Origin of the sequence: Hahella sp. HNIBRBA332 (genome assembly GCF_030719035.1) — a bacterium.
Lineage (GTDB): Bacteria > Pseudomonadota > Gammaproteobacteria > Pseudomonadales > Oleiphilaceae > Hahella.
Genome location: NZ_CP132203.1, coordinates 7,125,364 through 7,150,681, shown reverse-complemented (window position 1 = coordinate 7,150,681; position 25,318 = coordinate 7,125,364). Strand labels below are relative to the sequence as shown.

31 protein-coding genes are annotated in these 25,318 nt (G+C 60.1%); 26 read left to right on the top strand and 5 right to left on the bottom strand.

The window, feature by feature from the left end; all coding sequences use genetic code 11:
• The first annotated feature begins 97 nt into the window (after window positions 1-97).
• Both O5O45_RS31790 and O5O45_RS31785 read left to right on the top strand, forming a co-directional pair.
• Window positions 98-1,402, top strand: coding sequence for a site-specific DNA-methyltransferase (locus O5O45_RS31790; protein ID WP_305903249.1), 1,305 nt, complete (start codon window positions 98-100; stop codon window positions 1,400-1,402).
• A gap of 63 nt (window positions 1,403-1,465) precedes the next feature.
• Window positions 1,466-2,143, top strand: coding sequence for an Nmad2 family putative nucleotide modification protein (locus tag O5O45_RS31785; RefSeq protein ID WP_305903248.1), 678 nt, complete (start codon window positions 1,466-1,468; stop codon window positions 2,141-2,143).
• 3 nt (window positions 2,144-2,146) lie between these two features.
• Here the strand turns inward: O5O45_RS31785 and O5O45_RS31780 are convergent, their stop codons facing one another.
• From O5O45_RS31780 to O5O45_RS31760, 5 genes are all read right to left on the bottom strand, one after another.
• Window positions 2,147-2,503, bottom strand: coding sequence for a hypothetical protein (locus O5O45_RS31780; protein WP_305903247.1), 357 nt, complete (start codon window positions 2,501-2,503; stop codon window positions 2,147-2,149).
• Between the two features lie 95 nt (window positions 2,504-2,598).
• The gene (locus tag O5O45_RS31775) at window positions 2,599-2,949 is read right to left on the bottom strand and encodes a hypothetical protein (protein ID WP_305906264.1); all 351 of its coding nucleotides are present in this window, start codon (window positions 2,947-2,949) and stop codon (window positions 2,599-2,601) included.
• A gap of 162 nt (window positions 2,950-3,111) precedes the next feature.
• On the bottom strand, window positions 3,112-3,393 hold the full coding sequence (locus O5O45_RS31770; RefSeq protein WP_305903246.1) for a hypothetical protein: 282 nt from the start codon (window positions 3,391-3,393) through the stop codon (window positions 3,112-3,114).
• Window positions 3,394-3,452: 59 nt separating this feature from the next.
• Complete coding sequence (locus tag O5O45_RS31765; protein ID WP_305903245.1) at window positions 3,453-3,728, bottom strand: hypothetical protein; 276 nt, start codon at window positions 3,726-3,728, stop codon at window positions 3,453-3,455.
• Window positions 3,729-3,804: 76 nt separating this feature from the next.
• A complete protein-coding gene (locus tag O5O45_RS31760; protein ID WP_305903244.1) occupies window positions 3,805-4,308 on the bottom strand; it encodes a DUF3489 domain-containing protein in 504 nt (167 codons plus the stop codon).
• 105 nt (window positions 4,309-4,413) lie between these two features.
• Here O5O45_RS31760 and O5O45_RS31755 point away from each other — a divergent pair, with 105 nt between their 5' ends.
• From O5O45_RS31755 to O5O45_RS31640, 24 genes are read left to right on the top strand one after another with little or no spacing between them, the layout of a single operon-like run.
• The gene (locus O5O45_RS31755; RefSeq protein WP_216740117.1) at window positions 4,414-4,926 is read left to right on the top strand and encodes an elements of external origin; all 513 of its coding nucleotides are present in this window, start codon (window positions 4,414-4,416) and stop codon (window positions 4,924-4,926) included.
• A complete protein-coding gene (locus tag O5O45_RS31750; protein ID WP_305903243.1) occupies window positions 4,923-6,890 on the top strand; it encodes a phage terminase large subunit family protein in 1,968 nt (655 codons plus the stop codon). The genes O5O45_RS31755 and O5O45_RS31750 overlap by 4 nt, the downstream gene beginning before the upstream one ends.
• A 7-nt stretch (window positions 6,891-6,897) precedes the next feature.
• Window positions 6,898-7,101, top strand: coding sequence for a phage head-tail joining protein (locus tag O5O45_RS31745; protein ID WP_216740652.1), 204 nt, complete (start codon window positions 6,898-6,900; stop codon window positions 7,099-7,101).
• The gene (locus O5O45_RS31740) at window positions 7,101-8,573 is read left to right on the top strand and encodes a phage portal protein (RefSeq protein WP_305903242.1); all 1,473 of its coding nucleotides are present in this window, start codon (window positions 7,101-7,103) and stop codon (window positions 8,571-8,573) included. The genes O5O45_RS31745 and O5O45_RS31740 overlap by 1 nt, the downstream gene beginning before the upstream one ends.
• 7 nt (window positions 8,574-8,580) lie before the next feature.
• On the top strand, window positions 8,581-9,804 hold the full coding sequence (locus tag O5O45_RS31735; RefSeq protein ID WP_305903241.1) for a S49 family peptidase: 1,224 nt from the start codon (window positions 8,581-8,583) through the stop codon (window positions 9,802-9,804).
• 3 nt (window positions 9,805-9,807) lie between these two features.
• Window positions 9,808-10,179, top strand: a complete 372-nt coding sequence (locus O5O45_RS31730) for a head decoration protein (RefSeq protein ID WP_305903240.1) — start codon at window positions 9,808-9,810, stop codon at window positions 10,177-10,179.
• A 23-nt stretch (window positions 10,180-10,202) separates the two neighbouring features.
• On the top strand, window positions 10,203-11,204 hold the full coding sequence (locus O5O45_RS31725; protein ID WP_305903239.1) for a major capsid protein: 1,002 nt from the start codon (window positions 10,203-10,205) through the stop codon (window positions 11,202-11,204).
• Window positions 11,201-11,500 (top strand): head-tail joining protein, encoded by a 300-nt coding sequence (locus O5O45_RS31720; RefSeq protein ID WP_305903238.1) that lies wholly within the window; start codon window positions 11,201-11,203, stop codon window positions 11,498-11,500. Before O5O45_RS31725 ends, O5O45_RS31720 begins: the two co-directional genes overlap by 4 nt.
• The gene (locus O5O45_RS31715; RefSeq protein WP_305903237.1) at window positions 11,497-11,931 is read left to right on the top strand and encodes a hypothetical protein; all 435 of its coding nucleotides are present in this window, start codon (window positions 11,497-11,499) and stop codon (window positions 11,929-11,931) included. The genes O5O45_RS31720 and O5O45_RS31715 overlap by 4 nt, the downstream gene beginning before the upstream one ends.
• Entirely contained in the window at window positions 11,928-12,107 is a 180-nt protein-coding gene (locus tag O5O45_RS31710; RefSeq protein WP_305903236.1) for a DUF7210 family protein, read from the top strand. The genes O5O45_RS31715 and O5O45_RS31710 overlap by 4 nt, the downstream gene beginning before the upstream one ends.
• Before the next feature lie 2 nt (window positions 12,108-12,109).
• The gene (locus O5O45_RS31705; protein ID WP_305903235.1) at window positions 12,110-12,862 is read left to right on the top strand and encodes a phage tail tube protein; all 753 of its coding nucleotides are present in this window, start codon (window positions 12,110-12,112) and stop codon (window positions 12,860-12,862) included.
• A gap of 8 nt (window positions 12,863-12,870) precedes the next feature.
• A complete protein-coding gene (locus O5O45_RS31700; RefSeq protein ID WP_305903234.1) occupies window positions 12,871-13,260 on the top strand; it encodes a DUF6631 family protein in 390 nt (129 codons plus the stop codon).
• The gene (locus O5O45_RS31695) at window positions 13,257-13,448 is read left to right on the top strand and encodes a hypothetical protein (RefSeq protein ID WP_305903233.1); all 192 of its coding nucleotides are present in this window, start codon (window positions 13,257-13,259) and stop codon (window positions 13,446-13,448) included. The genes O5O45_RS31700 and O5O45_RS31695 overlap by 4 nt, the downstream gene beginning before the upstream one ends.
• On the top strand, window positions 13,438-14,085 hold the full coding sequence (locus tag O5O45_RS31690; RefSeq protein WP_011399374.1) for a DUF6441 family protein: 648 nt from the start codon (window positions 13,438-13,440) through the stop codon (window positions 14,083-14,085). The genes O5O45_RS31695 and O5O45_RS31690 overlap by 11 nt, the downstream gene beginning before the upstream one ends.
• Before the next feature lie 2 nt (window positions 14,086-14,087).
• Window positions 14,088-17,297 carry a tape measure protein gene (locus O5O45_RS31685; RefSeq protein ID WP_305903232.1) on the top strand — a complete coding sequence of 1,070 codons (3,210 nt, stop codon included), beginning with the start codon at window positions 14,088-14,090 and terminating at the stop codon, window positions 17,295-17,297.
• A gap of 9 nt (window positions 17,298-17,306) precedes the next feature.
• On the top strand, window positions 17,307-18,551 hold the full coding sequence (locus O5O45_RS31680; protein WP_305903231.1) for a discoidin domain-containing protein: 1,245 nt from the start codon (window positions 17,307-17,309) through the stop codon (window positions 18,549-18,551).
• Complete coding sequence (locus tag O5O45_RS31675; RefSeq protein WP_305903230.1) at window positions 18,551-19,483, top strand: hypothetical protein; 933 nt, start codon at window positions 18,551-18,553, stop codon at window positions 19,481-19,483. The genes O5O45_RS31680 and O5O45_RS31675 overlap by 1 nt, the downstream gene beginning before the upstream one ends.
• A gap of 2 nt (window positions 19,484-19,485) precedes the next feature.
• Window positions 19,486-21,177, top strand: coding sequence for a hypothetical protein (locus O5O45_RS31670; RefSeq protein ID WP_305903229.1), 1,692 nt, complete (start codon window positions 19,486-19,488; stop codon window positions 21,175-21,177).
• Window positions 21,174-21,983: a phage BR0599 family protein gene (locus O5O45_RS31665; RefSeq protein WP_305903228.1), complete on the top strand. Its 810-nt coding sequence runs from the start codon at window positions 21,174-21,176 to the stop codon at window positions 21,981-21,983. The genes O5O45_RS31670 and O5O45_RS31665 overlap by 4 nt, the downstream gene beginning before the upstream one ends.
• A 9-nt stretch (window positions 21,984-21,992) precedes the next feature.
• Window positions 21,993-22,226 (top strand): hypothetical protein, encoded by a 234-nt coding sequence (locus O5O45_RS31660; protein ID WP_011399368.1) that lies wholly within the window; start codon window positions 21,993-21,995, stop codon window positions 22,224-22,226.
• On the top strand, window positions 22,223-22,438 hold the full coding sequence (locus tag O5O45_RS31655; protein WP_305903227.1) for a hypothetical protein: 216 nt from the start codon (window positions 22,223-22,225) through the stop codon (window positions 22,436-22,438). Before O5O45_RS31660 ends, O5O45_RS31655 begins: the two co-directional genes overlap by 4 nt.
• Before the next feature lie 4 nt (window positions 22,439-22,442).
• The gene (locus O5O45_RS31650; RefSeq protein WP_305903226.1) at window positions 22,443-24,614 is read left to right on the top strand and encodes a phage tail protein; all 2,172 of its coding nucleotides are present in this window, start codon (window positions 22,443-22,445) and stop codon (window positions 24,612-24,614) included.
• Entirely contained in the window at window positions 24,614-24,967 is a 354-nt protein-coding gene (locus O5O45_RS31645; protein WP_305903225.1) for a DUF2793 domain-containing protein, read from the top strand. The genes O5O45_RS31650 and O5O45_RS31645 overlap by 1 nt, the downstream gene beginning before the upstream one ends.
• A 59-nt stretch (window positions 24,968-25,026) precedes the next feature.
• Window positions 25,027-25,317: a DUF6127 family protein gene (locus O5O45_RS31640; RefSeq protein ID WP_011399364.1), complete on the top strand. Its 291-nt coding sequence runs from the start codon at window positions 25,027-25,029 to the stop codon at window positions 25,315-25,317.
• The last annotated feature ends 1 nt before the right edge of the window (window position 25,318 follow it).

Genomic DNA, 25,318 nt, shown 5'->3' with positions numbered 1-25,318 from the left:
TGCGGTTCGCAGGTCCGATTACAACGTACTTCCCTTTACCCGCCCGTGAAGCGATTCGCCGGCGGGTTTCTTTTTTGAGGCCCAGAATCTGAATTCTTTGTCCGCGGTTGGCGCCCCAAGCTATCCGCCATTGATTGTTCAATACCGGTCAGTGGAAGCGCTCATTCCGTATTGCAGAAACGCGCGTACGCACTCCGAGGAACAGGTGGCGCAGATCGCCGCCAGTATCGCGGAGTTTGGCTGGACCAACCCGATCCTGGTCGACGGTGAAAACGGCGTTGTCGCCGGCCACGGGCGCTTGCTGGCGGCGAGAAAACTAGGAATGGTGGACGTCCCGATCATTGAACTCGCGCATTTGTCGCCAACGCAGAAACGCGCCTATATCCTCGCGGACAATCAGCTGGCCTTAAAGGCGGGCTGGGACGAGCAATTGCTGCGTGTTGAACTGGAGGCGCTGCAGGAAGACGGTTTCGACCTGGACCTGACCGGATTCGACGCGGACGATCTGGCGGCGTTGCTGGAGGCGGAGGAAACCGAGGTAGTGGGTCAAACTGACGACGACTCGGTTCCCGAAGAGGAAGAGGCCGTAGTCTCCCAATCCGGCGACGTCTGGTTGTGTGGCGAACATCGCGTCCTCTGTGGCGACGCAACCTCACCAAATGCGTACGCCGAATTATTCAGCGATCGGAAGCAGGCGGATATGGTGTTTACCGATCCTCCCTATAACGTGAATTACGCGAACAGCGCCAAAGACAAGCTGCGCGGTAAGAATCGCGCGATCTTAAACGACAATCTCGGCGACGGCTTTTACGACTTCTTGTTGGCGGCGTTGAGCCCAACCCTTGCACATTGTCGGGGCGCAATCTACATCGCTATGTCCTCCAGCGAGCTGGACACCCTGCAGGCGGCGTTTCGGGAAGCGGGAGGCAAATGGTCGACGTTCATCATCTGGGCCAAGAACACCTTTACGCTGGGACGCTCAGACTACCAGCGCCAATATGAGCCAATACTGTACGGCTGGCCGGAAGGCGCACGCCGACACTGGTGCGGCGATCGCGATCAAGGCGACGTATGGCAAATTAAAAAGCCGGCGAAAAACGACCTGCATCCCACCATGAAGCCGGTGGAACTGGTGGAGCGCGCCATCCGCAATTCCAGCCGACCGGGAGATATGGTGCTTGACCCATTTGGCGGTTCAGGCTCCACATTGATCGCAGCGGAAAAGTCTGGACGCGTCGCGCGTCTGATCGAACTCGATCCCAAATACGTGGATGTGATCGTGCGCCGTTGGCAGGATTGGACGGGAGAAAAAGCCGTCCGTGAAGGTGATGGATCTTCATTTGGTAGTTGCTTGGAGGGAACGCATTCAAGGTGCTTAACGGAAAACGAGTGTCCCGAGTAACGAGCTGGGATAAATATGCTTTAGTTTCATTATCTCGTGTAGGTCTTAAAGGGAGAGTGAGACATGAAGCCAAACATCTTTCGCTACGTCGTTCGTGAGGATTATGGGAGTGCGCCGCGCCCCTTTGATGGGTATTGCACACTTGCTATTTGTAAGCCACCAATCAGGAAAACAGCAGAAGTAAGTGACTGGATTATTGGCCTTCGAAGCGGAGCGCCGAGCCAAGTTGTGTATGTTATGCAGGTCAATGAGATTCTTACTTTTGGTGAGTATTGGAAAGACAAGAGATTTGCTAACCGCAAACCGGGAGTGTCTCCAGTGCCGGATAATATCTACTTCTTGAATAGAAGCGGACAGCTGGAACAAAAGGAAAATCCTATTCACAATAGCGGTAACTACGAGACTGATGTCCGCGGCATTAATGTACTGGTAAGCAATAAATTTTGGTATTTCGGCGCGAACAGCCAACTTCTCCCAACAGATCTGATTCATCTTACACCGTATCCCCGCGGGTATACCGTGCATAAGAATCGGCGCGAAACGGATATAGAGTTTCTTAAAATTTGGCTTACGCCATGGAAGGATGGTGTTCATGGCGCCCCCATCAATTCAACTGATAAGCTCCTTGGATGGCTGGCGGCACCAAATAGCTATGCTATGGATTCTGTTGCAGACTCAAAAGAGAGTTGCGGTTGCGCTACTCGAAAATACCGCCCGACCTCGAAACCGGGCGGCTGTTAACAATCAGCTATCAATAGTCTCGCAATAAACCACATATCCAATCAGCTCAGGCAACCCGTAAGGGATGCCGCGCTGTACGCTGGTGATTCGTCCTATTGTGCGCTTCATCCAGCTTTTGGTGGTTGCCTCAATGGCGGCCTCAAGGGTAAGCCCTGTTAGTTGATTGCCCCGAAGCTCATCAGCAAAACGTCTTCCGTAGCGGCTATCCAAAAAGCTGCGGATGTATTCAAGCGGTTGCCCTGTTGCGTTTGAAATGGCTGTCATGGCCAGAGGCCAAGCGACATTGGCCTCCTCATTCATCGTTCCGAAGAAGCCCCAGGCGACGTTTTGGGTGGTGGGTATGGGTGTTGAGCGTTCCATCTTTGATTTCCTTTGGGTCAGTTTGTTGCGTCCCTAGTAACGCTTCATATGAGCGGGAAGCCAAGTTAATCCTCGGCTTCCGTTTGAATAAATCGCTACCCAAGTCTGGCGACGTAGCGAGGGTAATCTCCATGATCGGGGTTGATGTAGAGGTAGGGGCGGCCCGGGGCGGTGACTTCGATGCAAAGCTCACCGCCATGAACGCTACCCCCTTTGCCTCGCAGCCAATCCCGACGTGCGCTGAGGTGGTTGGTGAACACGTCAAACTCAATCGTCGTCATTTCCCGGGTTTCGGTAACGTAGATCCTGTGTTGTCCGTAACCGCCGACCTCGCTCAGATCGACCGGCTTCCTGGCGAAGGGCAGACGGACGCCCAGCTCCTCCACCTCAATGCTGGCGCCGTCAACGATGAGAGTGCGAGGGGTTCGGGTGATGGTGAGGGTCATGGTTTTCACTGTCTTTCTCCTTGTGTTGCGTCGTTAATGTTGACGCCCCTAGTAACGCTTCGTGTGAGCGGAAAGCCAAGTTGAATCTGGAGGGATAAGCGAGGTTTTTTGCGTCAGGGGCGGCGAACGAAAAAGCCGGCGACAGAGGCCGGCTATAAGCGTTCAGGAGGGGCGATCAATCAGCCGCCAACACAGCTTTAAGGCGATGTCCTCCCAGGGGGCGATAAGGCGGCTAGCGTCCGATAGCAGGCCGAGGAGATGAAACCGAATCAATAACCGGGCGTCTTCGTCTTCCTCAAGTTTGCCCAGATAGCGGGCAAGACGCTCATCTATCAGCAACCCATGCAGCTTGGTGATCGCGTCGCGCTTGGGGAGCGGTTCCGACATCAGACGCGTCAGAGCCAGGGCTTTTTCTTCGGTGTGTGGTTGGTGGATGGTTTCCATTAGGGCTTCTCCTTTTTGGGGTAAGGCGGCTGTGTTGAGCCGCCGGGTAAACGCTTGGATCAGGCGTCGATGATGCGTTTGCAGATGGCGATGGCCGCCTCGTCCCAGGTCACGTAGGAGAGGTGCAGGTTGTCCAGCGCCCGCTCAAGGTGAAAGCGCACCAGGAGGCGGACATCGGCGTCCTCCTCAAACTCTTCAAAAAAGTCAAAAAGGTCGTCGTCACCGGTGAGGTGGTAAAGCGTGTCGCTGGCGTCTTTCTTCAGCAGCGGCTTGGCCATCAGGCGTTCCAGTTTGGCGGCTTTTTCTTCGGTGTTGGGTTGGCTCCAGGTTCCCATTTTTTCGCTCCTTTTGGGTGGTTCGTGTGGCGCTATGAACGCTTCATAGCGCCGGCTTAGCAAGTGATTTAGAGCGTTATGGGTGATCGGTTTTTGCGATGCGATAAATGCGCTCGCCGTCTGCGGATTTTTCTGAGATCACGTTGAGTCCCAGCTTCTTTTTCAGCGCCCCAGAGAGGGTTCCGCGCACCGTGTGATTTTGCCAACCGGTGGCTTGGCTGAGCTGATCGATGGTGGCCCCTTCCGGGCGCTTCAGCATCTGGATGACAAGGGCCTGCTTACTGTTAGCGCGGAGGCGGGGTGGCTGGCGCTGTGGCTCAACCTCGTTGGTGTCCGGGATCGCTTCAAGGCTGTCCCCTCCCCTACTCGGTTTAGCGCGTCCCAGCGCCTCGTAGGCGGCGTCATCGACATGCCATGTTTCTCCCTCGGAGTGGATCAGGTTTCGCTGCATCAGGCCGATCAGCACTTTCTTGCGCGCGCCGCCTTTGATGTGGCTTGGAAACCAGTCGACGCGACCCTCGCGGTGATCGATAGCGTGGGACAAAACAGCGTGTTGTGTGGGCGTCAATGTGTGACTCATAAAAAGCTCCTTGGCGGGTGTGTTAAGACGCCGACATGAACGCTTCATTCGAGAAGGAAGCCAAGTGGATTCAGCGTTATTTTTTCGATGTGATTGATACAGCTCATGGGAATTTCCATTCGCGCCTATGCGCGTCATCGAGGCGTCTCCGACACCGCCGTTCGTAAGGCGATTCAGACGGGACGCATTACCCCCGAGCAGGACGGAACGCTGGACCAGGAACGGGCGGATCGGGAGTGGGAGCGCAATACCGAATCGCCCAAGGTCGGATCGCGCCGAGGCGTCGTCAAAGCGCGAACGCCCGAAGAAATCTCTAGTAACGGGAATGCCTCTCTTCTACAGGCGCGCACCGTCAATGAGGTGGTCAAGGCGCAGACGAACAAGGTTCGCCTGGCGCGACTAAAAGGCGAATTGGTGGATCGCTCGCAGGCGATCGCCCATGTGTTTCAGTTGGCGCGCACCGAACGCGACGCCTGGCTGAACTGGCCATCGCGAGTGTCCCCCCATATGGCGGCCCATCTTGGCGTTGACCCACACACTTTCCACGTGGCGCTGGAATCGGCGGTGCGCGAGCATTTGCAAGAACTTGGCGAGCTGCGTCCCCGAGTGGATGGATGATTTCGGGCCCGGATTATGACGGGGCGGCGGATATCGAACGGGCGTGGCGTGAGGGACTGACCCCAGAGCGATTGCTCTCCCTGTCGGAGTGGGCCGATCACCACCGGGTCCTGTCCAGCAAAGCCTCCGCGGAACCCGGGCGCTGGCGCACCCAGCGCACGCCCTACCTGCGAGAGATCATGGATTGTCTCTCTCCGACCTCGCCAGTTGAGCGGGTCGTGTTTATGAAGGGCGCACAGGTCGGCGGCACTGAGGCTGGCACGAACTGGATCGGTTACGTCATACATCATTCCCCCGGTCCCATGATGGCGGTCTGGCCCACCGTGGATATGGCGAAGCGGAGCTCCAAGCAGCGGATAGATCCCTTGCTGGAGGAGACGCCGGCGCTGACTGAATTGGTCGCCCCCGCGAGATCAAGAGACTCTGGCAACACCATCTTGTCGAAGGAGTATCGCGGCGGCGTATTGGTCATGACCGGCGCCAACTCCGCGGTGGGGCTGCGCTCCATGCCAGTGCGTTATTTGTTCCTGGACGAGGTGGACGCCTACCCGGTGGATGTGGAGGGCGAAGGCGACGCCATCACCCTGGCGGAAGCGCGCACGCGCACCTTCTCCCGGCGCAAGATATTCATTGTCTCCACCCCGACCATCGCCGGAGCCAGCGCGATTGAGCGCGAATACGAGGCGTCCGACCAACGCCGATATGTCGTGCCTTGTCCCCATTGCGGCCACCCGCAGTGGCTGCGCTTTGAGCAGCTACGATGGGAGCGTGGCCGTCCCGACACCGTCGCCTACGTGTGCGAAGCGTGCGCCGTCCCCATCGCCGAGCATCACAAAACCTGGATGCTGGAGCGCGGCGAGTGGCGAGCGATGGCGCCCGGGCGCGGAACCAAGACTGCAGGCTTTCACTTATCTTCTCTGTACAGTCCGATAGGCTGGCGCACCTGGGCGGATATCGCCTACGCCTGGGAGAGCGCCGTCAACAAAGAGTCAGGCTCCAACGCCGCGATCAAGACCTTTAAAAATACGGAGCTCGGCGAGACCTGGGTGGAGGAAGGCGAAACGCCGGATTGGCAACAGCTGGCGGAGCGGCGTGAGGATTATCCAGTCGGCTGCGTGCCCGCCGGCGGTCTCTTGCTGGTGGGAGGCGCGGACGTACAACAGGATCGCATCGAAGCGTCGATATGGGCCTTTGGTCGCGGCAAGACAGCGTGGCTGGTTGAGCATCGCGTGCTGATGGGCGATACCGCGCGCGAGGACGTCTGGGGACGTTTGGCGGCGTTACTTGATGAAACCTGGAGCCATGAGGATGGCGCGCAAATCCCCCTGACGCGATTCGCATTGGATACCGGCTTCGCCACACAGGAAGCCTATGCGTTCGTGCGCGCCCGTCGCGATCCACGCCTCATGGCCGTCAAAGGACGAGCGCGTGGCGCGGCGTTGGTCGGATCGCCCACGGCGGTGGATGTCACCCAGGGCGGTCGCAAATTGCGTCGGGGCGTCAAACTGTTCTCAGTGGCGGTGGGCATCGCCAAACTGGAGTTATACAACAACCTGCGCAAACACGCGGACATGGCGGAAGATGGGGTCACTCCCGTCTATCCGGCTGGCTACATTCACTTACCCCGGGTCGACGCCGAATTCCTGCAGCAGCTCTGTGCGGAGCAGCTGGTGACGCGCCGGGACCGCAACGGTTTTCCGGTGCGCGAATGGCGCAAGATGCGTGAGCGCAATGAAGCGTTGGACTGCTATGTATACGCCCGCGCTGCAGCCTGTGCGGCGGGGTTGGATCGATTTGAAGAACGGCATTGGCGGGAGCTCGAAAAAACACTGCGTCCGCCAGATACGCCAGAACCTCCTATGGCGCGTTATGACGACAAGGCCGCCCTCGAAGGCGGCCTTGTCGTTTCTAAATCCCGATCCCCAAGTCGACGCCGCATTCAGAGCGCGTGGCTGACACGATAAGAGACCCATGTATACCCAAGAGCAACTTGATGTTTTGAAGCGGGCGTTGGCCACCGGCGAGCGCCGGGTGAGCTTCGGCGACAAAACGGTGGAGTACCGTTCGGTGGCCGAGCTGCAGGCGGCGATACGCACTGTGGAGGCGGAGATTTCCCGACACGCACATACGCCGCGGGTAAGACGGATTTATATGACGACGGGCAAAGGCGCCTGATGGCCTGGTTCGCGCGTCTGCGCAAAGGGCTGTTCGGGCAGACCGCGCCAACCTATGACGGGGTCGGCGGCGGCCGTCGGGCGCTCGCCTGGCAAGTGGGCAATCCCGGTGCGGTGGCGGCGTTGGCGTTCACCCAGAATGAGCTGCGCGCCAAAAGCCGGGATCTGGCCCGCCGCAATGTCTGGGCCGCGGCGGGCGTCGAAGCCTACGTCGCCAATGCCATCGGTGTCGGCGTCAAACCCCAGTCCCTGGTCAAAGAACCCCGTTTGCGGGAAGCCATTCATGAGCTGTGGCGCGACTGGTGCGAAGACGCCGACGCCGCCGGACTGACGGATTTCTATGGCCTGCAGGCGTTGGTGTGTCGCGCCATGCTGGAGGGCGGCGAGTGCTTGGTGCGGCTACGTTACCGCCGTCCAGAAGACGATCTGCCGGTTGGTCTGCAACTGCAGGTGCTGGAGCCGGAGCATCTGGACCCGACGCTGAATCAGGACCTCCCCAACGGCCATACCGTACGCGCCGGCATTGAGTTCGATCGCCTGGGGCGGCGTGTCGCCTACCATCTGTATCGCACGCATCCAGGAGACGGTCTGCTCGCCCCAGCGTCCGGCGCGACGGACTTGGAAACAGTGCGGGTTCCCGCCACCGAAATCCTACATGTGTTCCGGCCGCTGCGACCGGGTCAGATCCGCGGCGAACCCTGGCTGGCCCGCGCCCTGGTCAAGCTCAACGAGCTGGATCAATACGACGACGCCGAACTGGTGCGCAAGAAAACCGCGGCGATGTTCGCCGGTTTCATCACGCGCATCGGCCCGGAGGACAACCTGATGGGCGAAGGCGCGCCGGACGGACAGGGAGCCGCGCTGGCGGGACTGGAGCCCGGGGCGTTGCAGATTCTCGAGCCTGGCGAGGACATCAAGTTCTCGCAACCGGCGGACGTCGGCGCCAGCTATGCGGACTTCATGCGTCAACAGTTTCGCGCCGTCGCCGCAGCGATGGGCATCACCTACGAGATGCTCACTGGCGATTTGACCCAGGTAAATTACTCCTCGATCCGCGCCGGCCTGCTGGAGTTTCGACGTCGCTGCGAAGCGATTCAACACGGCGTCATTGTCCATCAGCTATGCCGCCCCATCTGGCGCGCATGGATGACTCAAGCGGTGCTGGAAGGCGCTTTGCAGGCGCCCGATTTCGCCAACCGTCGGCGTGACTATCTCGCCGTCAAATGGGTGCCCCAGGGATGGCAGTGGGTCGATCCCAAGAAAGAATTCGATGCGCTGATCGTGGCCATTCGCGCCGGGTTACTGTCCCGCTCTGAAGCCATCTCCGCGTTTGGTTATGACGCGGAAACCATCGACAGAGAAATTGCCGCTGATAACGCGCGCGCAGACGAGCTCGGTCTGACGTTCGACTCCGATCCCAGGCCAGCCGCTGCAGCGACCGACGCCGCCCCTTCCGATTCCTCCGAAGACTAAAACACATATGCCGATGATTCATTTAGCGTCCCGCTTGATCGGGACGCCGCTACTGATCGCCCGCTGCAAACTGGATGTGATCCTGGCGGTGGTGGGTGGTCGCATAGGACTGGCCAACCCGGGCGTGAGCCTCACGCCGCCGGCGCCGCGAGCGCGCAAAGACAGCGCGCCCGGCATTGCGGTTATCCCCGTGCATGGTTCGCTGGTGCGGCGCACGCTGGGCCTTGAAGCCGCGTCTGGCCTGTCTTCCTATGGCCAGATCGCGCAAAGCCTGGATGCCGCCGTGGCCGACCCACAGGTGGCGGGTATTTTACTCGACATTGATTCGCCGGGCGGTGAAGCCGGCGGGGTCTTTGAGCTGGCTGAACGCATCCGCGCGGCGCATGCCCGCAAGCCGGTCTGGGCGCACGCCAATGACTCCGCTTTCTCCGCCGCCTACGCCATCGCCGCAAGCGCGGGTCGGCTCAGCTTGTCGCAGACCGCAGGCGTGGGCTCGGTGGGCGTGATCGCGCTGCACGTGGACCAGTCAGCGAAAGACGCCCGCGACGGATTAGCGTACACGGCGCTGTACGCCGGCGAGCATAAAAACGATCTGTCTCCCCATGCCCCGTTATCGCCGGAAGCCGCCAGTTCTCTCCAGGCGGAAGTGGATCGTCTGTACCGGATATTCGTCAGCCAGGTCGCCCAGATGCGCAACCTGAGCGAGGACAACGTGCGCAATACGAAAGCGCGTCTGTTCTTTGGCGAAGAAGCCGTGTCGTTAGGGCTGGCGGACGCCGTCTCAAGCTTTGATCAAACCCTCTCTGAATTCTCCGATGCGTTACGGCGACAAGGCGCGATCACGCCTCGTGAACGTCGCAACGCGCACGCTTACCCCCGCTCGTCCAAGGAGCTTATTGTGTCTGAAGTCCCCCCAGAAACCTTACCCACTCACGTTGACGATCCTGTCGTGGAAGCGTCTATCGAGCCGGCTTCGCCGCCGGTGCAGGCGCCGCCTTACGCCCAGGCGCAGGCCATTGCCGAGCTTTGTTTGATTGCTGGCGTTCCCCAACGCACCGCCGAGTTTCTCGCCGCGGGCAGCAGTGAGGCGCAGGTCCGGCAGGTCTTGCTGAGCGCGCGGGCGGAGCAGCCTGAAATCGCCTCGCGCATTACAGCGGAAACCGGAACGCAGCAGCGCCCCGAACACAGCCCGGTTGTCGCCGCGGTAAAACGTTTGGCGGGAGAAGCGTAGTCAATGCCCGCCATTCACGAAGCCAACAATCTAGGGGATCTGCTCAAATTCGAAGCCCCCAATCTCTATTCCCGCGATGTGGCCAGCGTAGCGGTCGGACAAAAGCTGGCGCTGGGAGCGGTTGTTTCCCTGGATGCGGAGGGACGACTGAAAGCGCTGACGCCAGCGGCCGAGGGCGGCGATACGGCCGTCGGCGTTCTGGCCGTAAGCATCGACGCCACCAGCGCGGAGCGACATGACGCGCTTTTTATCGCCCGTCACGCGGTGGTCGCAAGTGATGCGCTGATCTGGCCTTCCGACATTACCCCCGAACAAAAAGCCGCTGCGATAGCGCAACTGAAAGCGCGCGGCCTGCTGGTGCGCGCGAGCGCCTGACGCCCCTCCAGAGAAAAAAGTTCATGCTGAATCCATTTGATACCCCCGCCTTTTCCATGGCCGCGTTGACGGCGGCCATCAATATTCTGCCCAACCGATATGGGCGCCTGGAATCGATGAAGCTCATGCCGATGCAGCCGGTTCGCACGCGCCAGATTATCGTGGAAGAAATGAACGGCGTGCTGAACCTGCTGCCGACCCTGCCGCCGGGCTCGCCCGGCACCGTGGGACGTCGCGGCAAGCGTTCGCTGCGTTCTTTCGTGATACCGCACATCCCCCATGACGACGTCGTGCTGCCGGATGAAGTGCAAGGCGTGCGCGCCTTCGGATCTGAAACCGATATGGAGACCATCGCGGGCATCATGGCGCGCAACCTGCAAACCATGCGCAACAAGCACGCCATCACGCTGGAGCACCTGCGGATGGGCGCCTTAAAAGGCGTCATTCTGGACGCCGACGGATCGGTGCTGTACGACCTTTACGACGAGTTCGATATCGCCCCGACCACTATCCCTTTTAATCTGGGTAACGCCGGAACGGCGGTTAAGGATCGCTGCATCAAAGTGTTGGCTCACATTGAGGACAACCTTCGCGGCGAGTTCATGACTGGGGTGCATTGCTTATGTTCGCCGGAGTTTTTCGCGGCGCTGACGGGCCACGCCAAGGTGGAGAAAGCCTACGAGCGTTGGCAGGACGGCGCGATATTGATTAACGACGTGCGCTCCGGATTCACCTTCGGTGGCATCGTCTTCGAAGAGTATCGCGGCCAGGCCAACGATATCGATGGCGCCGCGCGACGCTTTATCGCGCCCGGCGAAGCGCATGCGTTTCCGGTAGGCACGATCGACACCTTCGCCACACATTGCGCGCCGGCGGACTTCAATGAAACCGTCAATACCATCGGTAAACCGCTGTATGCGAAACAGGAGCCGCGCAAGTTTGGCCGCGGCACGGATTTGCATACCCAGTCCAATCCGTTGCCGATGTGTCGACGTCCAGGCGTCCTGGTGCGCTTAACCGCATGATCACACGCCTGGAAGCCTTGTATGACGCCGCTGATCGAGCAGGCCTGTTGGTTCGCGCAGAGTTTGACGGGGTCTCGGCGTCAGTGGAGTTCCGGGCGCCGGATGAGCCTGTGCTCGAGGGACTGGCGCTGTCCGCCGACTACGCCATTCGCTACCCAGCCTCGGCGCTTCCCACCTTGGCTATCGATGACGAAATCTGCGTCGCAGGCGTTTGGTATCAGGTGCGTGATATTCGGGCCGTGGGCGATGGCGCTGAACGACGGGCGGATCTGACCCGGTTGGAGCCGTACAGGTGAACTCCATTCGTGAACGCATTCAACGCACATGCCTGGACACGCTCAAGAAGGCGCTGACCCCGGTCCCGGTCTGGCGTTATCCCACGGCGCCGATCAATCGGGAAGCAAGTCCGGCCCTGCTATTGATGACGGAGTCGGACGTCGTCCTCGCCCGCGTCAATGACCGGGTGGAACGCGCATTGAGTATTCGTCTGGTGGCGATCACCCGCGGTCGGGATGCGTTTGAACAAGCGGATCGACTGGCGGTGGCAGCCCATACGGCGCTGATGCGCGACGCGAATGTGGGCGGACTGGCTTACGCATTACTGGAAATCGACGCGGAGTGGGATGCGGAAGACGCCGATGCCGGGGCTGTCGCACTGCCACTGCGCTATGAGGTGCGGTATCGCACGCATATCCATGATTTAACCCGAGACGGAAGCGTATTGTGACGTTAAAGCTCTTATGTCCTCACATCCATGCCGGCGTCGCCTATGGCCCCGGCGACTGTATCGAGGTCGATGCGGCCGCCGCCCGTTGGCTGATCGAGCTTGGCGTGGCTGAAGCCATCACATCGACGAAAACGGCCCAGGCCAAAGATCGCATTCCCCACCCAAAAGGAAATTAAACATGTCGTATTTCTCCGGCCAGGGGCGCGTCTATATCGGCGCGCGCGATCCCCTCGGCCACCCTCTGGGACTCAGCTACGTGGGCAACGTTCCTGAGCTGAAAGTGTCGCTGTCGGTGGAAACTCTTGAACATCAGGAATCCGTCAGCGGACAACGATTGACGGATCTGCAGTTGATCAAAACCAAGAAAGGCGAATTCGCCTGCACATTGGAGGAGTTGATTCCGTCCAACCTGGCGCTAGGTCTTTATGGCGTCTCCACGGAACAAACCGCCGGTACAGTGACCGCAGAGGCGCTGCCGAATCCGCTGAACCCGGGCGAGCTATACCTGCTGGCGAAGCAGAATCTGTCCGAAGTGGTGATCAAAGACTCCGGTTCGCCAGTTAAAACCCTGGCGCAGGCGCAATACCGCGTGAACGCCAAACATGGCTCCCTGACGGTGCTCGATAAATCCGAGAATGGCCCCTTTGTCGAGCCCTTCAAGGTGGATTACAGCTACGGAACGGCGCAGAGCACCGCCATGTTCACCCAGCCGCTGCCCGAGCGCTGGATTCGCTTTGAGGGACTGAACACCGCCGACGGCAATCGCGAGGTCGTCATCGATCTGTACCGGGTGGCGATCAATCCCGCCAAAGAGTTGTCGATCATTACCGACGAGCTGATGAAATTCGAACTTTCCGGCCAAGTCTTGGCGGACACGCTGAAGTCGGCGCAGGGCGACCTGGGTCAGTTCGGCCGTATTGTACTGTTGTAGGAGGACGCGTGGACACATCGGAATGGGACGTGCTGGCGCCGCCTGCACACACCCTGGATATCGCGGAAGAGACGCTTACGCTTTCGCCGTTAACCTTGGGCGAATTGCCCGCATTGATTCGGGCCGTGCGGCCTTTTATCGCCCAACTGGGCGGCGAGCCGGACTGGTTGGCGTTGTTCTGCGACCACGCCGACTCGCTCCTGACGGCCTTGGCGGTGGCGAGTCGGCAACCGTTACCCTGGGTGGAGGCGTTGGCGCTGGATGACGCCTTGAAATTAGCGACCGCGTTGTTCGAGGCGAACGCCGATTTTTTCATGCAAAGGGTGGCGCCGGGATTCGACCAGCTGGCGCAGCGACTGGCCGCCCGATTACCTGGAGCGACGCCATCGCCCGTTTGATTCGCGCGGGCCACCGCTACCCGGATCTGCTCACCTATACCCCCGCCCAAATCCAGACTTTTCTTATTGCGGACCAGCGTTATGAAAACGAACGGATGCTGGCGCAATTGACGGTGTTGAATATCGCGGCCCAAGGCGGCCCTGAGGATGTGAGTCGTTTGCGAGAGGCGTTGCGCCTTGCGGATTGATCTGGTCGCGGATGGCCTGTTGGATCGACGACGATTTAACGCCTGGCGCAAAGAAAAACGCCAGGCGGTGCATTCGGCGGTGGGCAAAGTCATGCGCGCTTCCGGCCGGGATATGGTGACGCGGGTGCGTGATGACATGCGTCGCGGTTTCTCACGCACGTCGCCGGCGCTGCTGCGTTCCGTGCGCGCCAAAGTGTATGACGCCAAATCAAACCAATTGCCCGCCTTGTGGGTGGGGTCCAAGATTCCCTGGCTGGGCGTTCATGAGCGCGGCAAGGTGATACGGGGACGCATGTTGATCCCTTTGCTGCCCGCGCATCAACGCATCGGACGCAAGGCCTTCGCGCGTCTGGTGGACGACTTACGACGGGCCAATCTCACCGCCTTCGTTAAGCGTCATGGCAAACTGATTCTGATGGCGCACAGCACGCCAGAGTCGTCACGGGTTTTATCTCGATTTCGGCGCGCCGAGCGTGAGCGAAGAGGCGTTCGTCGACTGACCCGCGGCGAAGCCATACCCATCGCGGTCCTGGTCTCCAAAGTCACCTTGAAAAAGCGCTTCGACCTGCAGCAGTCAGTGCGCGCGGAACTGCCCCGATTGACCGCGTCGCTGCGCGTCATCCTTAAACGACTCTGAGCATGGCTTCACCACGGGCTCAAATCCTTATCTCCGCCGTCGATGATACGCGGCGCGCATTCACCTCCGTCAACGGTAGCCTCTCACACCTTCGTGAACACGCCAATCAGCTAGGGGATCTGCTCTCCCGACTGGGCGGATTGATCGGGCTTGGACTGGGCGTGCGCGAGCTGACGGAGACGGCCGACCAATATAAGAACCTGCAGGCGCGACTCAAGCTCGCCGTCACCTCGCAGGAAGAGTTCAATCGCGCCGACGCCGAACTCTACGCGATCTCTCAACGCAACCGCGCGCCGTTGGCTGAGACGGTCACGCTGTATGCGCGACTGGCGCCCTCCGTACGCGCTCTGGGGAGGGAGCAAAGCGAGGCCTTGGCGGTAACGGAGACCATCAGTCAGGCGGTCGCCTTATCCGGCGCCTCCAGCGAAGCCGCCGCCGGGGCGCTGCTGCAGCTGGGTCAGGCGTTTGCGTCAGGCCAGCTGCGCGGAGAGGAGTTTAACGCGGTCGTGGAACAGACGCCGCGACTGGCGCAGGCGATTGCGGATGGCATGGGCGTTCCCATGGGCGCGCTGCGTGCTTTGGCGCAAGAAGGCAAGATCACCGCCAAGGCGGTCATGGATGCGCTCAAACATGAAAAGGCGCGCCTGACGCTGGAAATGGCGAGCTTACCGGATACGGTGTCGGGCGCATTGGTGCGCTTGAAAAACGCCTTTCTACGCGCGTTTGGCGAGCGGGACTCCCATAGCGGCGTGACCGCCGCACTGGCTCAGAGTCTGCAGTTTCTGGCGCAGCATTTGGAGGCGTTGATCGATTTGGCCGGCGTGGCGCTGGTGGCCGCCATCGGGCGCATGGTCGCCTCTTTGATGGCGAGTCTTGCCGCCACCCGGGCGGAAAATGCGGCGCGACTGGCCAGTCTGAAAATATTGTCGGCGGAAGCGGCGGCCCGGCACCAGAGCGCGTTGGCGGCGTTGGCCCAGGCCCGTGCGCAAGGCGTGGCGACCGCGGCCTTGGTCACGGATGTGGCGAAAACCCGCACCCAGGCGATGGCGGCGTCTTCCGCCTTTGCTCAGGCGGCCGCCTCCGCCACGCTTTGGGGACGGGTTTTGACGGTACTGCGCGGCGCGTTAGCCTTGTTAGGCGGCCCCGTCGGGGCCTTAGTGACGGCCTTGGGCGTGGCGGCGGGCATGTTGTACTCCGCCCGTGACGCCACCGTTCAATTCGGCGGAAAGACCGCCACACTCAAGCAGATTGCAACGGCGACCTGGGACCTGGTCACCGAGAAAATCGGCGCCGCCATCGACGCCATAGCAGAGCTGGCCAGCGTCGGCGAAATCAGTTGGCGGCGCCTGCGAGAAGCGGCGGATAGCGAATTACGCGAGCTTGGCGCAACGCTGCGGCGATCAGTGAATACGCTGCTGGGCGCCTTTACCGCAGTGGGACGGGTTGCAGGTGTGACCGCAGGCTTTCTGGTGGCTCGTTTTCGAAGCGCGTTCTCTGATATCGGCGCGCTGGCGAGCGCGTTGGCGAAAGACGTGGAAGCGGCGTTCCAAGGCGACTTTTCCATGCAGACCCTGAAGACGACGATGATGCGTCAACTGGGCGAAGTGGGAGACTACGGACGCCAGGTCTCACGGGAACTCCATGAGGCGTTTTCACGGGATTATGTTGGCGAGGCCACACAGGCGATCGCCTCACGCATTAAACCGGAAACCACTGAACCAGGCGTATTTGGACGCACCCAACCGGCCGCTGCGGCGCTGGGCGCAGAAGGCGCGCGGCTGACCCTAAATCAAGCGCGCGCCGACGCGGAACTGCGCCTACTCAAAGATTCGTTGGCGCGGGAAAACGCCGAGTTGGATCGCGCGCTGGCGGAACGTCAGCTGTCTTTGCGGGAGTATTACGCCGAAAAAACGCAGCTCGCACAGCGCGACATCGATGCGAACATCGAACGGGTGCGCACGGCGATACAGCGTCAGAAGGCATTGCTAAAGACGAGCCAGGACGTTGCTGGGCGCGCCAAGGCGCAAGCGGATCTGGTGAAACTGGAAGCGGAGCTGACCCTGCTCAACCGACAGCGGACGGATGCGGAAGTCGCCAATGCGCGTCAGGCGGCGCAAGCGGAGAAAGAGCTCGGCGACGAGCTTGCGCGCGTCAAAGCCGAGTTAAGGGAATTAACGGGCGTCGCCAATAACGCGGACAGACGCGCGCAAGTGGCCCAGCGATATCAGTCCCTGGTGGCGAGACTGCAGGCGGAAGGCGATCAGGAAGGCGCCGCCCTGGTGAACCGACTCATCGACGTGCAGGCGGCGGAGGCGGATTTGGCCGCCTGGGAGCAGCGCTTTAACCAGACCCTGACGAACATGAATGCCGCGGAGCAAGCCATTCAGTTGCAGCGGCAAGCGGGACAGTTGGGTGAGGCGCAGGCTCAACGCGAACTATTGGCGTTGCATCAGGCGACGGGAGAAGCGCTTACATCAATGCTGCCCAAGTTAGAGGCGGCGGCTTCCGCGATCGGGCCGGACGCATTGGCGCGGGTGCAGGCTTGGAAGAACGAAATCACCCGGGTGAATCAGGTCGTGGATGAGGTGGCGGTGTCCTTTGACGGCTCACTGCGCGACGGGATGGCGAATCTGTTCGAGTCGGTGGGCTCTGGGGCCAAAAGCGCCAGCGCCGCGTTTGCGGATTTTGGCCGTTCCGTACTGGGGACGATTCAACGCATGGCTTCGCAAAAGCTCGCTGAGTCGTTGTTTGGCGGTCTGTTTGGCTCCGTCGGCTCAGCCAGTGGTCCCGGCGCGATGTTGTCTTCCTTGTTCAAAGGCTTTGCCCAAGGCGGCTATGTCAGCGGACCTGGAACGTCCACCAGCGACTCCATTCCCGCGCGATTGTCCGCCGGGGAGTTCGTCGTCAATGCCGCCGCCGTGCGCCGTGTCGGCGTGGGTTTATTGCACTCTATCAACGGCCTGTCCGCCGGTCCGCGCCTGCTGGGCGGCGCCTTGGGCTTCGCCAGCGGCGGTTTGGTTCCCACTGGCGCGCGTCCGTCGGCGAGCGCTGCGGCAGGGACGCCCGGCGCGAATGGCGGCTCCGCCGTCCGCATCGTGAATGTCGTCGATCCGGCGATGGCGGCCGACTACCTCACATCCTCCTCTGGGGAGAAAACCATCCTGAACATTCTGCAACGCAACGCGGGCGCGGTGCGGCAATTACTAAGCTGAGACTTTTTTATGGCCTATGAATCCGGCACGGCGGGCGATTACGTCGACTTGCTGATGCGCTTATACCAATTCGTGACGCAAACGATGACGCCTGTTGAACAGCGTTGGCGGGCGCTGCGTTGGATTGGGTATAAGCGCATTTTTTGCAGCAGCGAACTGGGCGGTTATGAGGCCTTCAGAGGTGTTGACTCAGACAGCGCCAGCGAGTGGTTAACCGCACAAAGTCAGGCGGCGCCGTCTCATCTGGGGCTGGAATTGGTGCGCCCTCTGGAAGTGCGGGCATTTACCCTGAGGGGAGCGGGCAAAGCCTCGCGCTCCCCCAAATCCTTCACATTGGAAGGGTCGGACGATGGCGAGGTGTGGACCGCTCAGGAAACCTGGAATGACCAGAGCTGGAGTAACGCGCAGTTTCGGGAATACAGCGTCAGCACGCCAAGCATCGGCGCGAAAACCCACTGGCGCATTCTGATTCACGCCAATAACGGCGACTGGGGTTACAGCGGGCTGCGGGATTTTGATCTGTTGGAAACGCTGGAGACGTCCCGCATCAGCCATGGCGTCCCCGCGCAGTTGATTCTGCAGGGGCCAGGACTGTCCGGTAAGGAAGCCGTTTTTGTGGGCGTGGAAACCTATGCGTCGCCCACCACCGATATCTTCAACTGGCGTTTGGCGGGCTTTTCAGGGTTTGTCGAAGCGAATGGCTTCAGCAAGCAGCCAGGCGCATCGCCCATGATGGGGTTTCCTGTGTGGAATGCGGCAATGCCATACTGGTTCGTGGCCAACGGCCAACGCATTGTCTGTGTGGTGAAAGTGGATACGTCGTACATGACGTTTTACCTGGGCAAGTTTCTCCCTTACGCCACACCAGGACAGTTTCCTTATCCCTTGCTGGTCGCCGGCATGACTCCCACCGATGCATTGACCCGCTATTCGGATGGTTCGCTGGTTTTACCCTACAAAGGCAATCGCGCGAACTTCAAATTCCGCTTCATCGACGGCGAATGGCGTCAGCCAGAAAGCTGGCCCTGGAATAACAGCGTGATCACCCGCGACACGGAAGGCCATTATCCGCTCATGCCGATTGTGCTCAATGATCCCGCCAATACCTATGGCGAACTGGACGGCGTGTATTTCGTGCCGGGGTTCGCCAACGCGGTGGAAAGCACTGTCGTTGCCGATGGCGTCGAGCATCTGGTGGTCCAGGATGTGTTTCGCACAGGCGTACGCGACTACTTTGCGTTGAGGTTGGCGTAATGGCGTATGAAACCGGTCAGGTCGGTTCTAACTCCGCGCTGAGGGACGCCATGATGCTGTTTGCCGAAGCCAATGGCTGGCGCATTCAGGGGGATTCGCTCAGTAAAGGCGTCAATCATGTGAGTTTAACGTTGGCTGATCCCGACCAGGTGGTTGTCGCCGGCGCCAACAGCGCGGATTTCAGCGTCGATCCTTGTCCGCAAAAGGCGCGTATCTGGCTTCCCAGCTCCGCGTGGCCCGCCACTTATCACTTGTTCGCCCATGAGTCGCCCGACCTGCTGCTTTGTGTCGTGAATTACACCGTGTCCCGGCATCAATGGATGGCTTGTGGCGGCATTCAGAAGTACGGCGCCTGGGAGGGCGGCAACTGGTTTGCGGCGTCCCACTGCATGGCCGCCAAATCGACGAACGGGTTCTATTTCACGCCAACGCAGGCGGGAGAAGGCCAATACCGAGCGGGCTACTGGCGCTCACCGGCGGCGCCGTTTTGGAACACTCGTAATACAGACTCTCATTCCAACGGCTTTCAGCATTATCGGGCGAGCTTTCTGCACTGTCGGGTGGACGGGAATATCTGGCCCGGCGCGAACGCCAACAATACGGTCTGGCCGTCTTTTCCCCAGTACGCGCATCCCATTCAGATGCGGCAACCCAACAGTTGGAGCCAGCAATCGGTGATGACGCCGATGTGGTTATGGTTGCCACGCTCAGATGGCTACATTTCACTGTTAGGGCATTTGGAGCACTGGCGCAGCCTGCGGCTCAATTACTACAACGCCGGGGATATTCTCACGTTAGGGGGCGAGCGCTGGAAAGTGTTCCCCTGGTGGGAAAAAGACATTCAGAGTCCTAATGGCTCCTATGGCAGTTCTGCGGGATCGCGGCTCTCGACGGGCACGTTTGGTTTCGCCGTACGGTATGACGGCCCCTGACCATGACGGCCGTAGAAGGCTTTATCCCCGCGTCCTGTCACGGGGTATGGAACAACCCACGCTTGGCGCAGGCCATGGAGCATCTCGCACTGCCTGCCTGGCCGCCCGACGTGAGCGCCATCGCCAGCCCTGCGTCGACACGCTCCCACCTCAAAGCCGCCACGTTTACGCCGCGAATCCCCCGAGAAGGGGCGATCGCCGCCAGCTTTGGCGTGGATTGGTATCACAGGGTGCATGTTCTGCCTGAGCGCATTGACCTGGGCAGCGTGGCTTCGGTGCAGATGCGTGAGGTAGAAGTCTGGAATGCGCACATGCAGCCCCAGACGCTGGACTCCGTGGCGCGCGAAGCCGCCGAAGGCATGACGCTGACCGGGCCGGCTTCGCCTCCGACGCAGTTTGGCGCCTTGGAGTCGCGCCTCTATTCGTTGTCCGTGGCGCCCAACGGACCTCCGCAGGTGGAGGCGCAATTTCGGTTTCTATTTAGCTCGGATACGCCCACGTTAGGGGTGACAGGACGACGCATTGTCGGCTGGACGCTATCGCCGGACTGGTCTGAGCCGGTGATTGAACGCCTGGAGTGGCTCACTGACGTGATGCGCTCCCACTCTGGCGTGGAACAGCGAGTCAGAGTGCGGGCGCATCCTCGACGCATGCTGGAATACCGAGTGTTGGCAGGTGTGGATCGCCCCCGTGTGATGATGGAGAACCTGCTTATCTCTTGGCAAGCGCGCGTCTATGGACTGCCATGGTGGATAGACGCGAGTGTTTCTTCAACACCCATCGCCGCAGGCGTCCAGACGCTTTCCGTCGATACGTTGCACCGTGATTATGCGGTCGGCGGCTTGCTGACGCTCGTACACGATTTGCGTGCGGAGTTTGCGGAGATCGCCGCGGTCGAGCCAAACCAATTGCACCTTAAACGGCCCCTGGAGCAAAGCTGGCCCGCTGGAACCCGAATAGCGCCGGTACACTCCGCTCGCGTGGGGAGTAGCCAGAATCTGTCTTACGTGACCGACGCCATTGTCGCTGCCAAAACTCAGTTTCGGTTGGAGGAAGAATGCGCGCTGATTGCAATGACGGAAGAGCCTGACTACCTGGGCTATCCCGTGCTTAGGGTCCCGCCAAATTGGCGCGATGATTTGGACGCCTCGATAATGCGAGACCTTCGGGAGTTGGACTATCTGACCGGACGCCGAGTGGTGGACGACCTGACCGGGGTCGACCGACGTCGGCGCGTCCATCGCTGGCTGTTGGCGGGACGTCCCGCCATTGCGGACTTCAGGCGCTGGCTGGCGGCCCGGGCAGGACGGTTGAAGCCCTTCTGGCTTCCCAGTTTTCAATCAGACATCGCCGTCGTCGCGCCATTTGGAGCGCAGGGTGCGGCCTGGACCATCGATAACAGAGGTTACGCCGCAGGCCCCGCCGCCTGGGCGGGACGACGTGACCTGCTTATTCAGACGGTTTCCGGAGAGCGCTTCTATCGCCGTATTACCGGCGCCTCTGAGGTAGACGCGCAGCGTGAGCTGATTGCATTGGATCAACCGCTTGGCGTTTCTCTCTCCCCCGCGGATATCGCCCGAATTTCTTTTATGACGCTCATGCGCCTGGATGCTGACGCCGTCGAAATTTCCCACCATACCGATGCGCTGGCGGAAGTCAGCTTGCCCTTAATGAGTTTACGGGACGATCTATGAGTTACGCAGATCGAGAGACATCGACGGACGAAGCCTGTCCGGTCGAGCTCTATGAGTTTCGACGGGGCACGCGCGTCTGGCGTTATACCAGCGCCGCCAGGGATGAACGCTTTAACGCGTTTGTCTATTCCGCCATCGCACTCAAGCGCGGCGTGATAGAGCGCAGCGCGCAAAGCGGACGCGCAGGCTTTCGCGTCACCCTGCCTCGGGATGTGGCGGTGGCTCAAGCGTTTATTTCCACGCCGCCTTCTGAAGTGACGTTGTTGACGGTATACCGGCGACATCGGGATGACTCGGAGACGGTTCCGGTGTGGATGGGACGGGTGCTGAATGCGGAGTGGCGCGGCTCTGAAGTGGAGTTCAATTGCGAGCCTGTCTATACCAGTTTGCAGCGAACAGGCTTGCGTCGTCTGTATCAACGCAATTGTCCTCATGCGCTCTATGGCGCGGCCTGCAGCGCCAGTCCCACGGCGCATCGCATCAAGGGGAACGTGATGGCGCAGGAAGGCCCCGTCATTCACGTCGCCGCAGCGGCCGACTATGCGGACGGCTATTTCGCGGGAGGATTCGCCACCTGGTCAGCCGAGGGATTGACGGAAAAGCGCATGATCATCGGCCAGAGTGGCGACGCGATCACGCTGTCTACAGCGCCGCCTGGTCTTCGCGTTGGCGCAGCGGTGATGTTGTACCCAGGCTGCGACCACTCGTTAACGACCTGTGAGGCCAAGTTCGGCAATAGTCTGAACTACGGCGGCTTTCCCTTTATTCCCTCCAAGAACCCCTTCGGCGGCAGCCCAATTTACTGAGGACCTTTCATGCCTTGGATGCAAATCGTCGTGTGGATCGTCGCCACACTGGTTCAGTACGCGCTGGCGCCCAAACCGCCGCAACCGCCGGCAGCGGAGCTAAAGGACTTAGACGCGCCCACCGCCGACGAGGGGCGTCCCATTCCCGTCGTGTTTGGGACGGTGCTGGTGCGCAGCGCTAATGTGGTCTGGTACGGCGATTTGCGCACCACGCCCATCAAATCCAAAGGCGGTAAGAAATGACGTCGCTGACGGTCACCCACGCCGATATGCGGGCGTTGGGCTATTGCAATCGCGGCGGCCGCGCCTGGTTCGCTCGCCATGGGTTGGACTGGTCCCGGTTTTTGGAAGCGGGATTGCCGGCGCGGACATTGCTGGCCACCGGCGATGTCATGGCGCAAGCGGTCGTGGCTCAGGCGCGAATACGCCGAGACGAGGAACAGGATGGGCGGTAGCAGTATGTCGGTCACCGTTGGGTATCGCTACTACCTCGGAATGCACTTGGCGATCTGTCACGGTCCGGTGGACGCCCTCACCGAAATTCAGGTCGGCGATCGCCAAGCCTGGAAAGGCGACCTCAAGCGTAGTGGGCGACTTCAGCTCAACGAGAAAGAGTTGTTTGGCGGCGACAAGCGTGAGGGCGGCGTCTATGGCTCCGTGGATGCGGCGTTTGGAGAAGAGACGCAACAACCCAATGACTACCTTAAAGCCGTCCAGGGAGATCCTCAGCCCGCCTATCGCGGATTGTTCAGCCTCATTCTGAGGCAGGTCTGCCTCGCCGCCAACAATCCCTATATCAAACCCTGGGCGGTGCGGGTGAAGCGTTGCTTTAGGGCCTGGTATCCCGACAAGGCGGAGATCCATGGCGCCGCCAATCCGGCCCACATCCTTTACGAGTGTCTGACCAACCGCGTATGGGGCATGGGATATCCCGCCATCAGTTTGGATGACGGTGGTTTTCGGGCGGCGGCCGATGCGTTGTATCAGGAAGGCTTTGGGTTAAGCCTGATCTGGTCACAGCAAAGTAAAATCGAGCAGTTTGTGAAAGAGGTGCTGGATCATATTGGCGGCGTTCTGACGACTTCTCCCACCAATGGGCGCTTTGTGCTGAAGCTGGTGCGGGCCAACTATGCGCAGTCCGCCTTACCGGTTTTTGGTCCGAACACTGTGATCGAACTGGAGAGCTTTCAGCGAGCAGCCTGGGGAGAAACCACCAACGAGCTGGTGCTGATCTACACCCATCCCGAGAGTTTCAAGGAAACCAGTGTGACGGTGCAGGACCTGGCCAATATCCAGGCCCAGGGCGCAGTGGTGTCCCAGACCCGACGATACCCAGGCATTACATCGGATGTGCTGGCGTCCCGGGTGGCCATGCGCGACTTAACCGCCGTATCCACACCTCTGGCGAAGGTCCGTCTCAAGGTAAATCGCAATGGATGGCGGCTGGCGCCGGGAGATGTGTTTATCCTCACCTGGCCGGCATTAGGCATTGAGTCACTGGTGTTACGCATCGCCGCCATCGACGGCGGAACCCTGACCCAGGGGGCGATTCATATTGAAGCGGTTGAAGACGTGTTTGGCTTACCCGCGGCCAGTTATACCTCCGCTCAGCCAACGGGATGGAGCGATCCTGTCCCAGCGCCATCAGCCTCCCCATATCGACGCTTGGTGGAAGCGCCATACTGGGACCTTGTAAGGTCGTTAAAGCCTGCGGACCTGGAGTATCTGGAGCCGTCTGATGGTTATCTGCAGACGTTGGCGGTGCGTCCCTCGTCCGGGGCGCTCAATTATGAACTGCACAGTAAGTCGCATACCGCGCCCCATTACCAACGGCGCGATCAGGGAGAGTTCTGTCCTTTCGCGGTATTGGCCGATGAGATTGGCCCTCAGGTAAAAACGACAGTGATGGTCATAGAAGAGCGCGATCTCGACTTGGTGGAGATTGGCGGGTACGCCTATTTGAACGATGAGGTCGTGGCAGTGACCGCGATGGACCTGTCGCAGCGCAGTCTCACCCTGTTGCGTGGCGTGCTCGATACAGTACCCGTGGCGCATCCTGCAGGCAGTCGCCTTTGGTTTGCCGATGGGTTTCAGGGCGTGGACGCTACGGAATATGCCGCCGGCGAAAAGGTGGATGCGCGCTTGCTGACGGTGACTGGAAAAGGAACCCTGGCGCTGGATTCCGCGCCTGTCGAGTCCTTATCGATGAACCGGCGTCAGGACCGACCTTACCCGCCAGGCAATCTGAAAGTTAACGGCGCCGCCTATCCTCACGTCATCACAGGAGCGTTAACGGTCTCGTGGGCGCATCGTGATCGCCTCACGCAAACGGTGGAATTGACGTCTCAAAGCATGGGGAATATCGGGCCTGAGCCGGGTGTGACTTATGTCTTGAGCGTGTATGGCGAAACCAAACGCCTGATTCTCTCTGTTCCCTCTCTGCAGGAAACCTCTCTGACTTATTCAATAGAGCAGGAAATAACAGATACCGGGCTGGGGCGTCCCAACGGGCGTCTGTTCATCGTTTTAGAAGCCACGCGGAATGGGCTCGCCAGTTGGCAAAAGCACAGCATCAGTGTTGAGCGGGCTGGATATGGCCTTAACTATGACCAGTATTATGGAGGGAATTAATGTCTGCACGTACTGACCCCAATCTTGGATTGAACTACGGTTGGAGCACGGGGGAATCGGGATGGGCCGCGGGGATGGACGCCAACCTTAAACGCCTGGGCGCGTTGGTGAGCTTATCCGTGAAGGGGCGACACCTGAGCGCCCCGCCTGCTACGGCTCAGGACGGCGATCGTTATCTGATTCCCGTCAACGCGACAGGGGAATGGGAGAACAAGGCCGGACAGGTCGCCGTCCGTATTCAAAACGCCTGGGACTATTACACACCTAAAACGGGCTGGCTGTGCTTTGTGGAAGAGGAAGCCAGGCTTTGCGCTTATACCGGAACGGAATGGAGCGCCGGCGTCTCACTCTGACGCAGACAGCGTCCCAACAACTTAAAAAAACGATCTAAACTTTCTTTGGAGTCCCCCTAATGACGGAGACAAATCTCTCTGTACCCGAAGATATCCTGCTGTTGCGACGGGAAGAACTGGACGAACTGCTCGATCATGCGGCCGAAAAAGGCGCCTTGCGCGTTCTGTCTCATCTTGGCTTGGAGAACGGTCATGCCGCTCGCGACATCAGAGAACTACGAGACTTGCTTGAAGCTTGGCGCGATGCTCGACGCACTGCCTGGCGCACGCTGGTGAAAGCCATGACGACCGGGCTGTTAGCGGCATTTTTGGTCGGTGCGGCGATTAAGTTGAAACTGTTTCAGTCTTGAT

Excerpts from the sequence above, each read along its gene's own strand:
- O5O45_RS31785 (WP_305903248.1), top strand. The coding sequence starts at position 1,466 with ATGAAGCCAAACATCTTTCGCTACGTCGTTCGTGAGGATTATGGGAGT.
- O5O45_RS31780 (WP_305903247.1), bottom strand. The coding sequence starts at position 2,503 with ATGGAACGCTCAACACCCATACCCACCACCCAAAACGTCGCCTGGGGC.
- O5O45_RS31775 (WP_305906264.1), bottom strand. The coding sequence starts at position 2,949 with ATGACCCTCACCATCACCCGAACCCCTCGCACTCTCATCGTTGACGGC.
- O5O45_RS31770 (WP_305903246.1), bottom strand. The coding sequence starts at position 3,393 with ATGGAAACCATCCACCAACCACACACCGAAGAAAAAGCCCTGGCTCTG.
- O5O45_RS31765 (WP_305903245.1), bottom strand. The coding sequence starts at position 3,728 with ATGGGAACCTGGAGCCAACCCAACACCGAAGAAAAAGCCGCCAAACTG.
- O5O45_RS31760 (WP_305903244.1), bottom strand. The coding sequence starts at position 4,308 with ATGAGTCACACATTGACGCCCACACAACACGCTGTTTTGTCCCACGCT.
- O5O45_RS31755 (WP_216740117.1), top strand. The coding sequence starts at position 4,414 with ATGGGAATTTCCATTCGCGCCTATGCGCGTCATCGAGGCGTCTCCGAC.
- O5O45_RS31750 (WP_305903243.1), top strand. The coding sequence starts at position 4,923 with ATGATTTCGGGCCCGGATTATGACGGGGCGGCGGATATCGAACGGGCG.
- O5O45_RS31745 (WP_216740652.1), top strand. The coding sequence starts at position 6,898 with ATGTATACCCAAGAGCAACTTGATGTTTTGAAGCGGGCGTTGGCCACC.
- O5O45_RS31740 (WP_305903242.1), top strand. The coding sequence starts at position 7,101 with ATGGCCTGGTTCGCGCGTCTGCGCAAAGGGCTGTTCGGGCAGACCGCG.
- O5O45_RS31735 (WP_305903241.1), top strand. The coding sequence starts at position 8,581 with ATGCCGATGATTCATTTAGCGTCCCGCTTGATCGGGACGCCGCTACTG.
- O5O45_RS31730 (WP_305903240.1), top strand. The coding sequence starts at position 9,808 with ATGCCCGCCATTCACGAAGCCAACAATCTAGGGGATCTGCTCAAATTC.
- O5O45_RS31725 (WP_305903239.1), top strand. The coding sequence starts at position 10,203 with ATGCTGAATCCATTTGATACCCCCGCCTTTTCCATGGCCGCGTTGACG.
- O5O45_RS31720 (WP_305903238.1), top strand. The coding sequence starts at position 11,201 with ATGATCACACGCCTGGAAGCCTTGTATGACGCCGCTGATCGAGCAGGC.
- O5O45_RS31705 (WP_305903235.1), top strand. The coding sequence starts at position 12,110 with ATGTCGTATTTCTCCGGCCAGGGGCGCGTCTATATCGGCGCGCGCGAT.
- O5O45_RS31685 (WP_305903232.1), top strand. The coding sequence starts at position 14,088 with ATGGCTTCACCACGGGCTCAAATCCTTATCTCCGCCGTCGATGATACG.
- O5O45_RS31680 (WP_305903231.1), top strand. The coding sequence starts at position 17,307 with ATGGCCTATGAATCCGGCACGGCGGGCGATTACGTCGACTTGCTGATG.
- O5O45_RS31675 (WP_305903230.1), top strand. The coding sequence starts at position 18,551 with ATGGCGTATGAAACCGGTCAGGTCGGTTCTAACTCCGCGCTGAGGGAC.
- O5O45_RS31670 (WP_305903229.1), top strand. The coding sequence starts at position 19,486 with ATGACGGCCGTAGAAGGCTTTATCCCCGCGTCCTGTCACGGGGTATGG.
- O5O45_RS31665 (WP_305903228.1), top strand. The coding sequence starts at position 21,174 with ATGAGTTACGCAGATCGAGAGACATCGACGGACGAAGCCTGTCCGGTC.
- O5O45_RS31660 (WP_011399368.1), top strand. The coding sequence starts at position 21,993 with ATGCCTTGGATGCAAATCGTCGTGTGGATCGTCGCCACACTGGTTCAG.
- O5O45_RS31655 (WP_305903227.1), top strand. The coding sequence starts at position 22,223 with ATGACGTCGCTGACGGTCACCCACGCCGATATGCGGGCGTTGGGCTAT.
- O5O45_RS31650 (WP_305903226.1), top strand. The coding sequence starts at position 22,443 with ATGTCGGTCACCGTTGGGTATCGCTACTACCTCGGAATGCACTTGGCG.
- O5O45_RS31645 (WP_305903225.1), top strand. The coding sequence starts at position 24,614 with ATGTCTGCACGTACTGACCCCAATCTTGGATTGAACTACGGTTGGAGC.
- O5O45_RS31640 (WP_011399364.1), top strand. The coding sequence starts at position 25,027 with ATGACGGAGACAAATCTCTCTGTACCCGAAGATATCCTGCTGTTGCGA.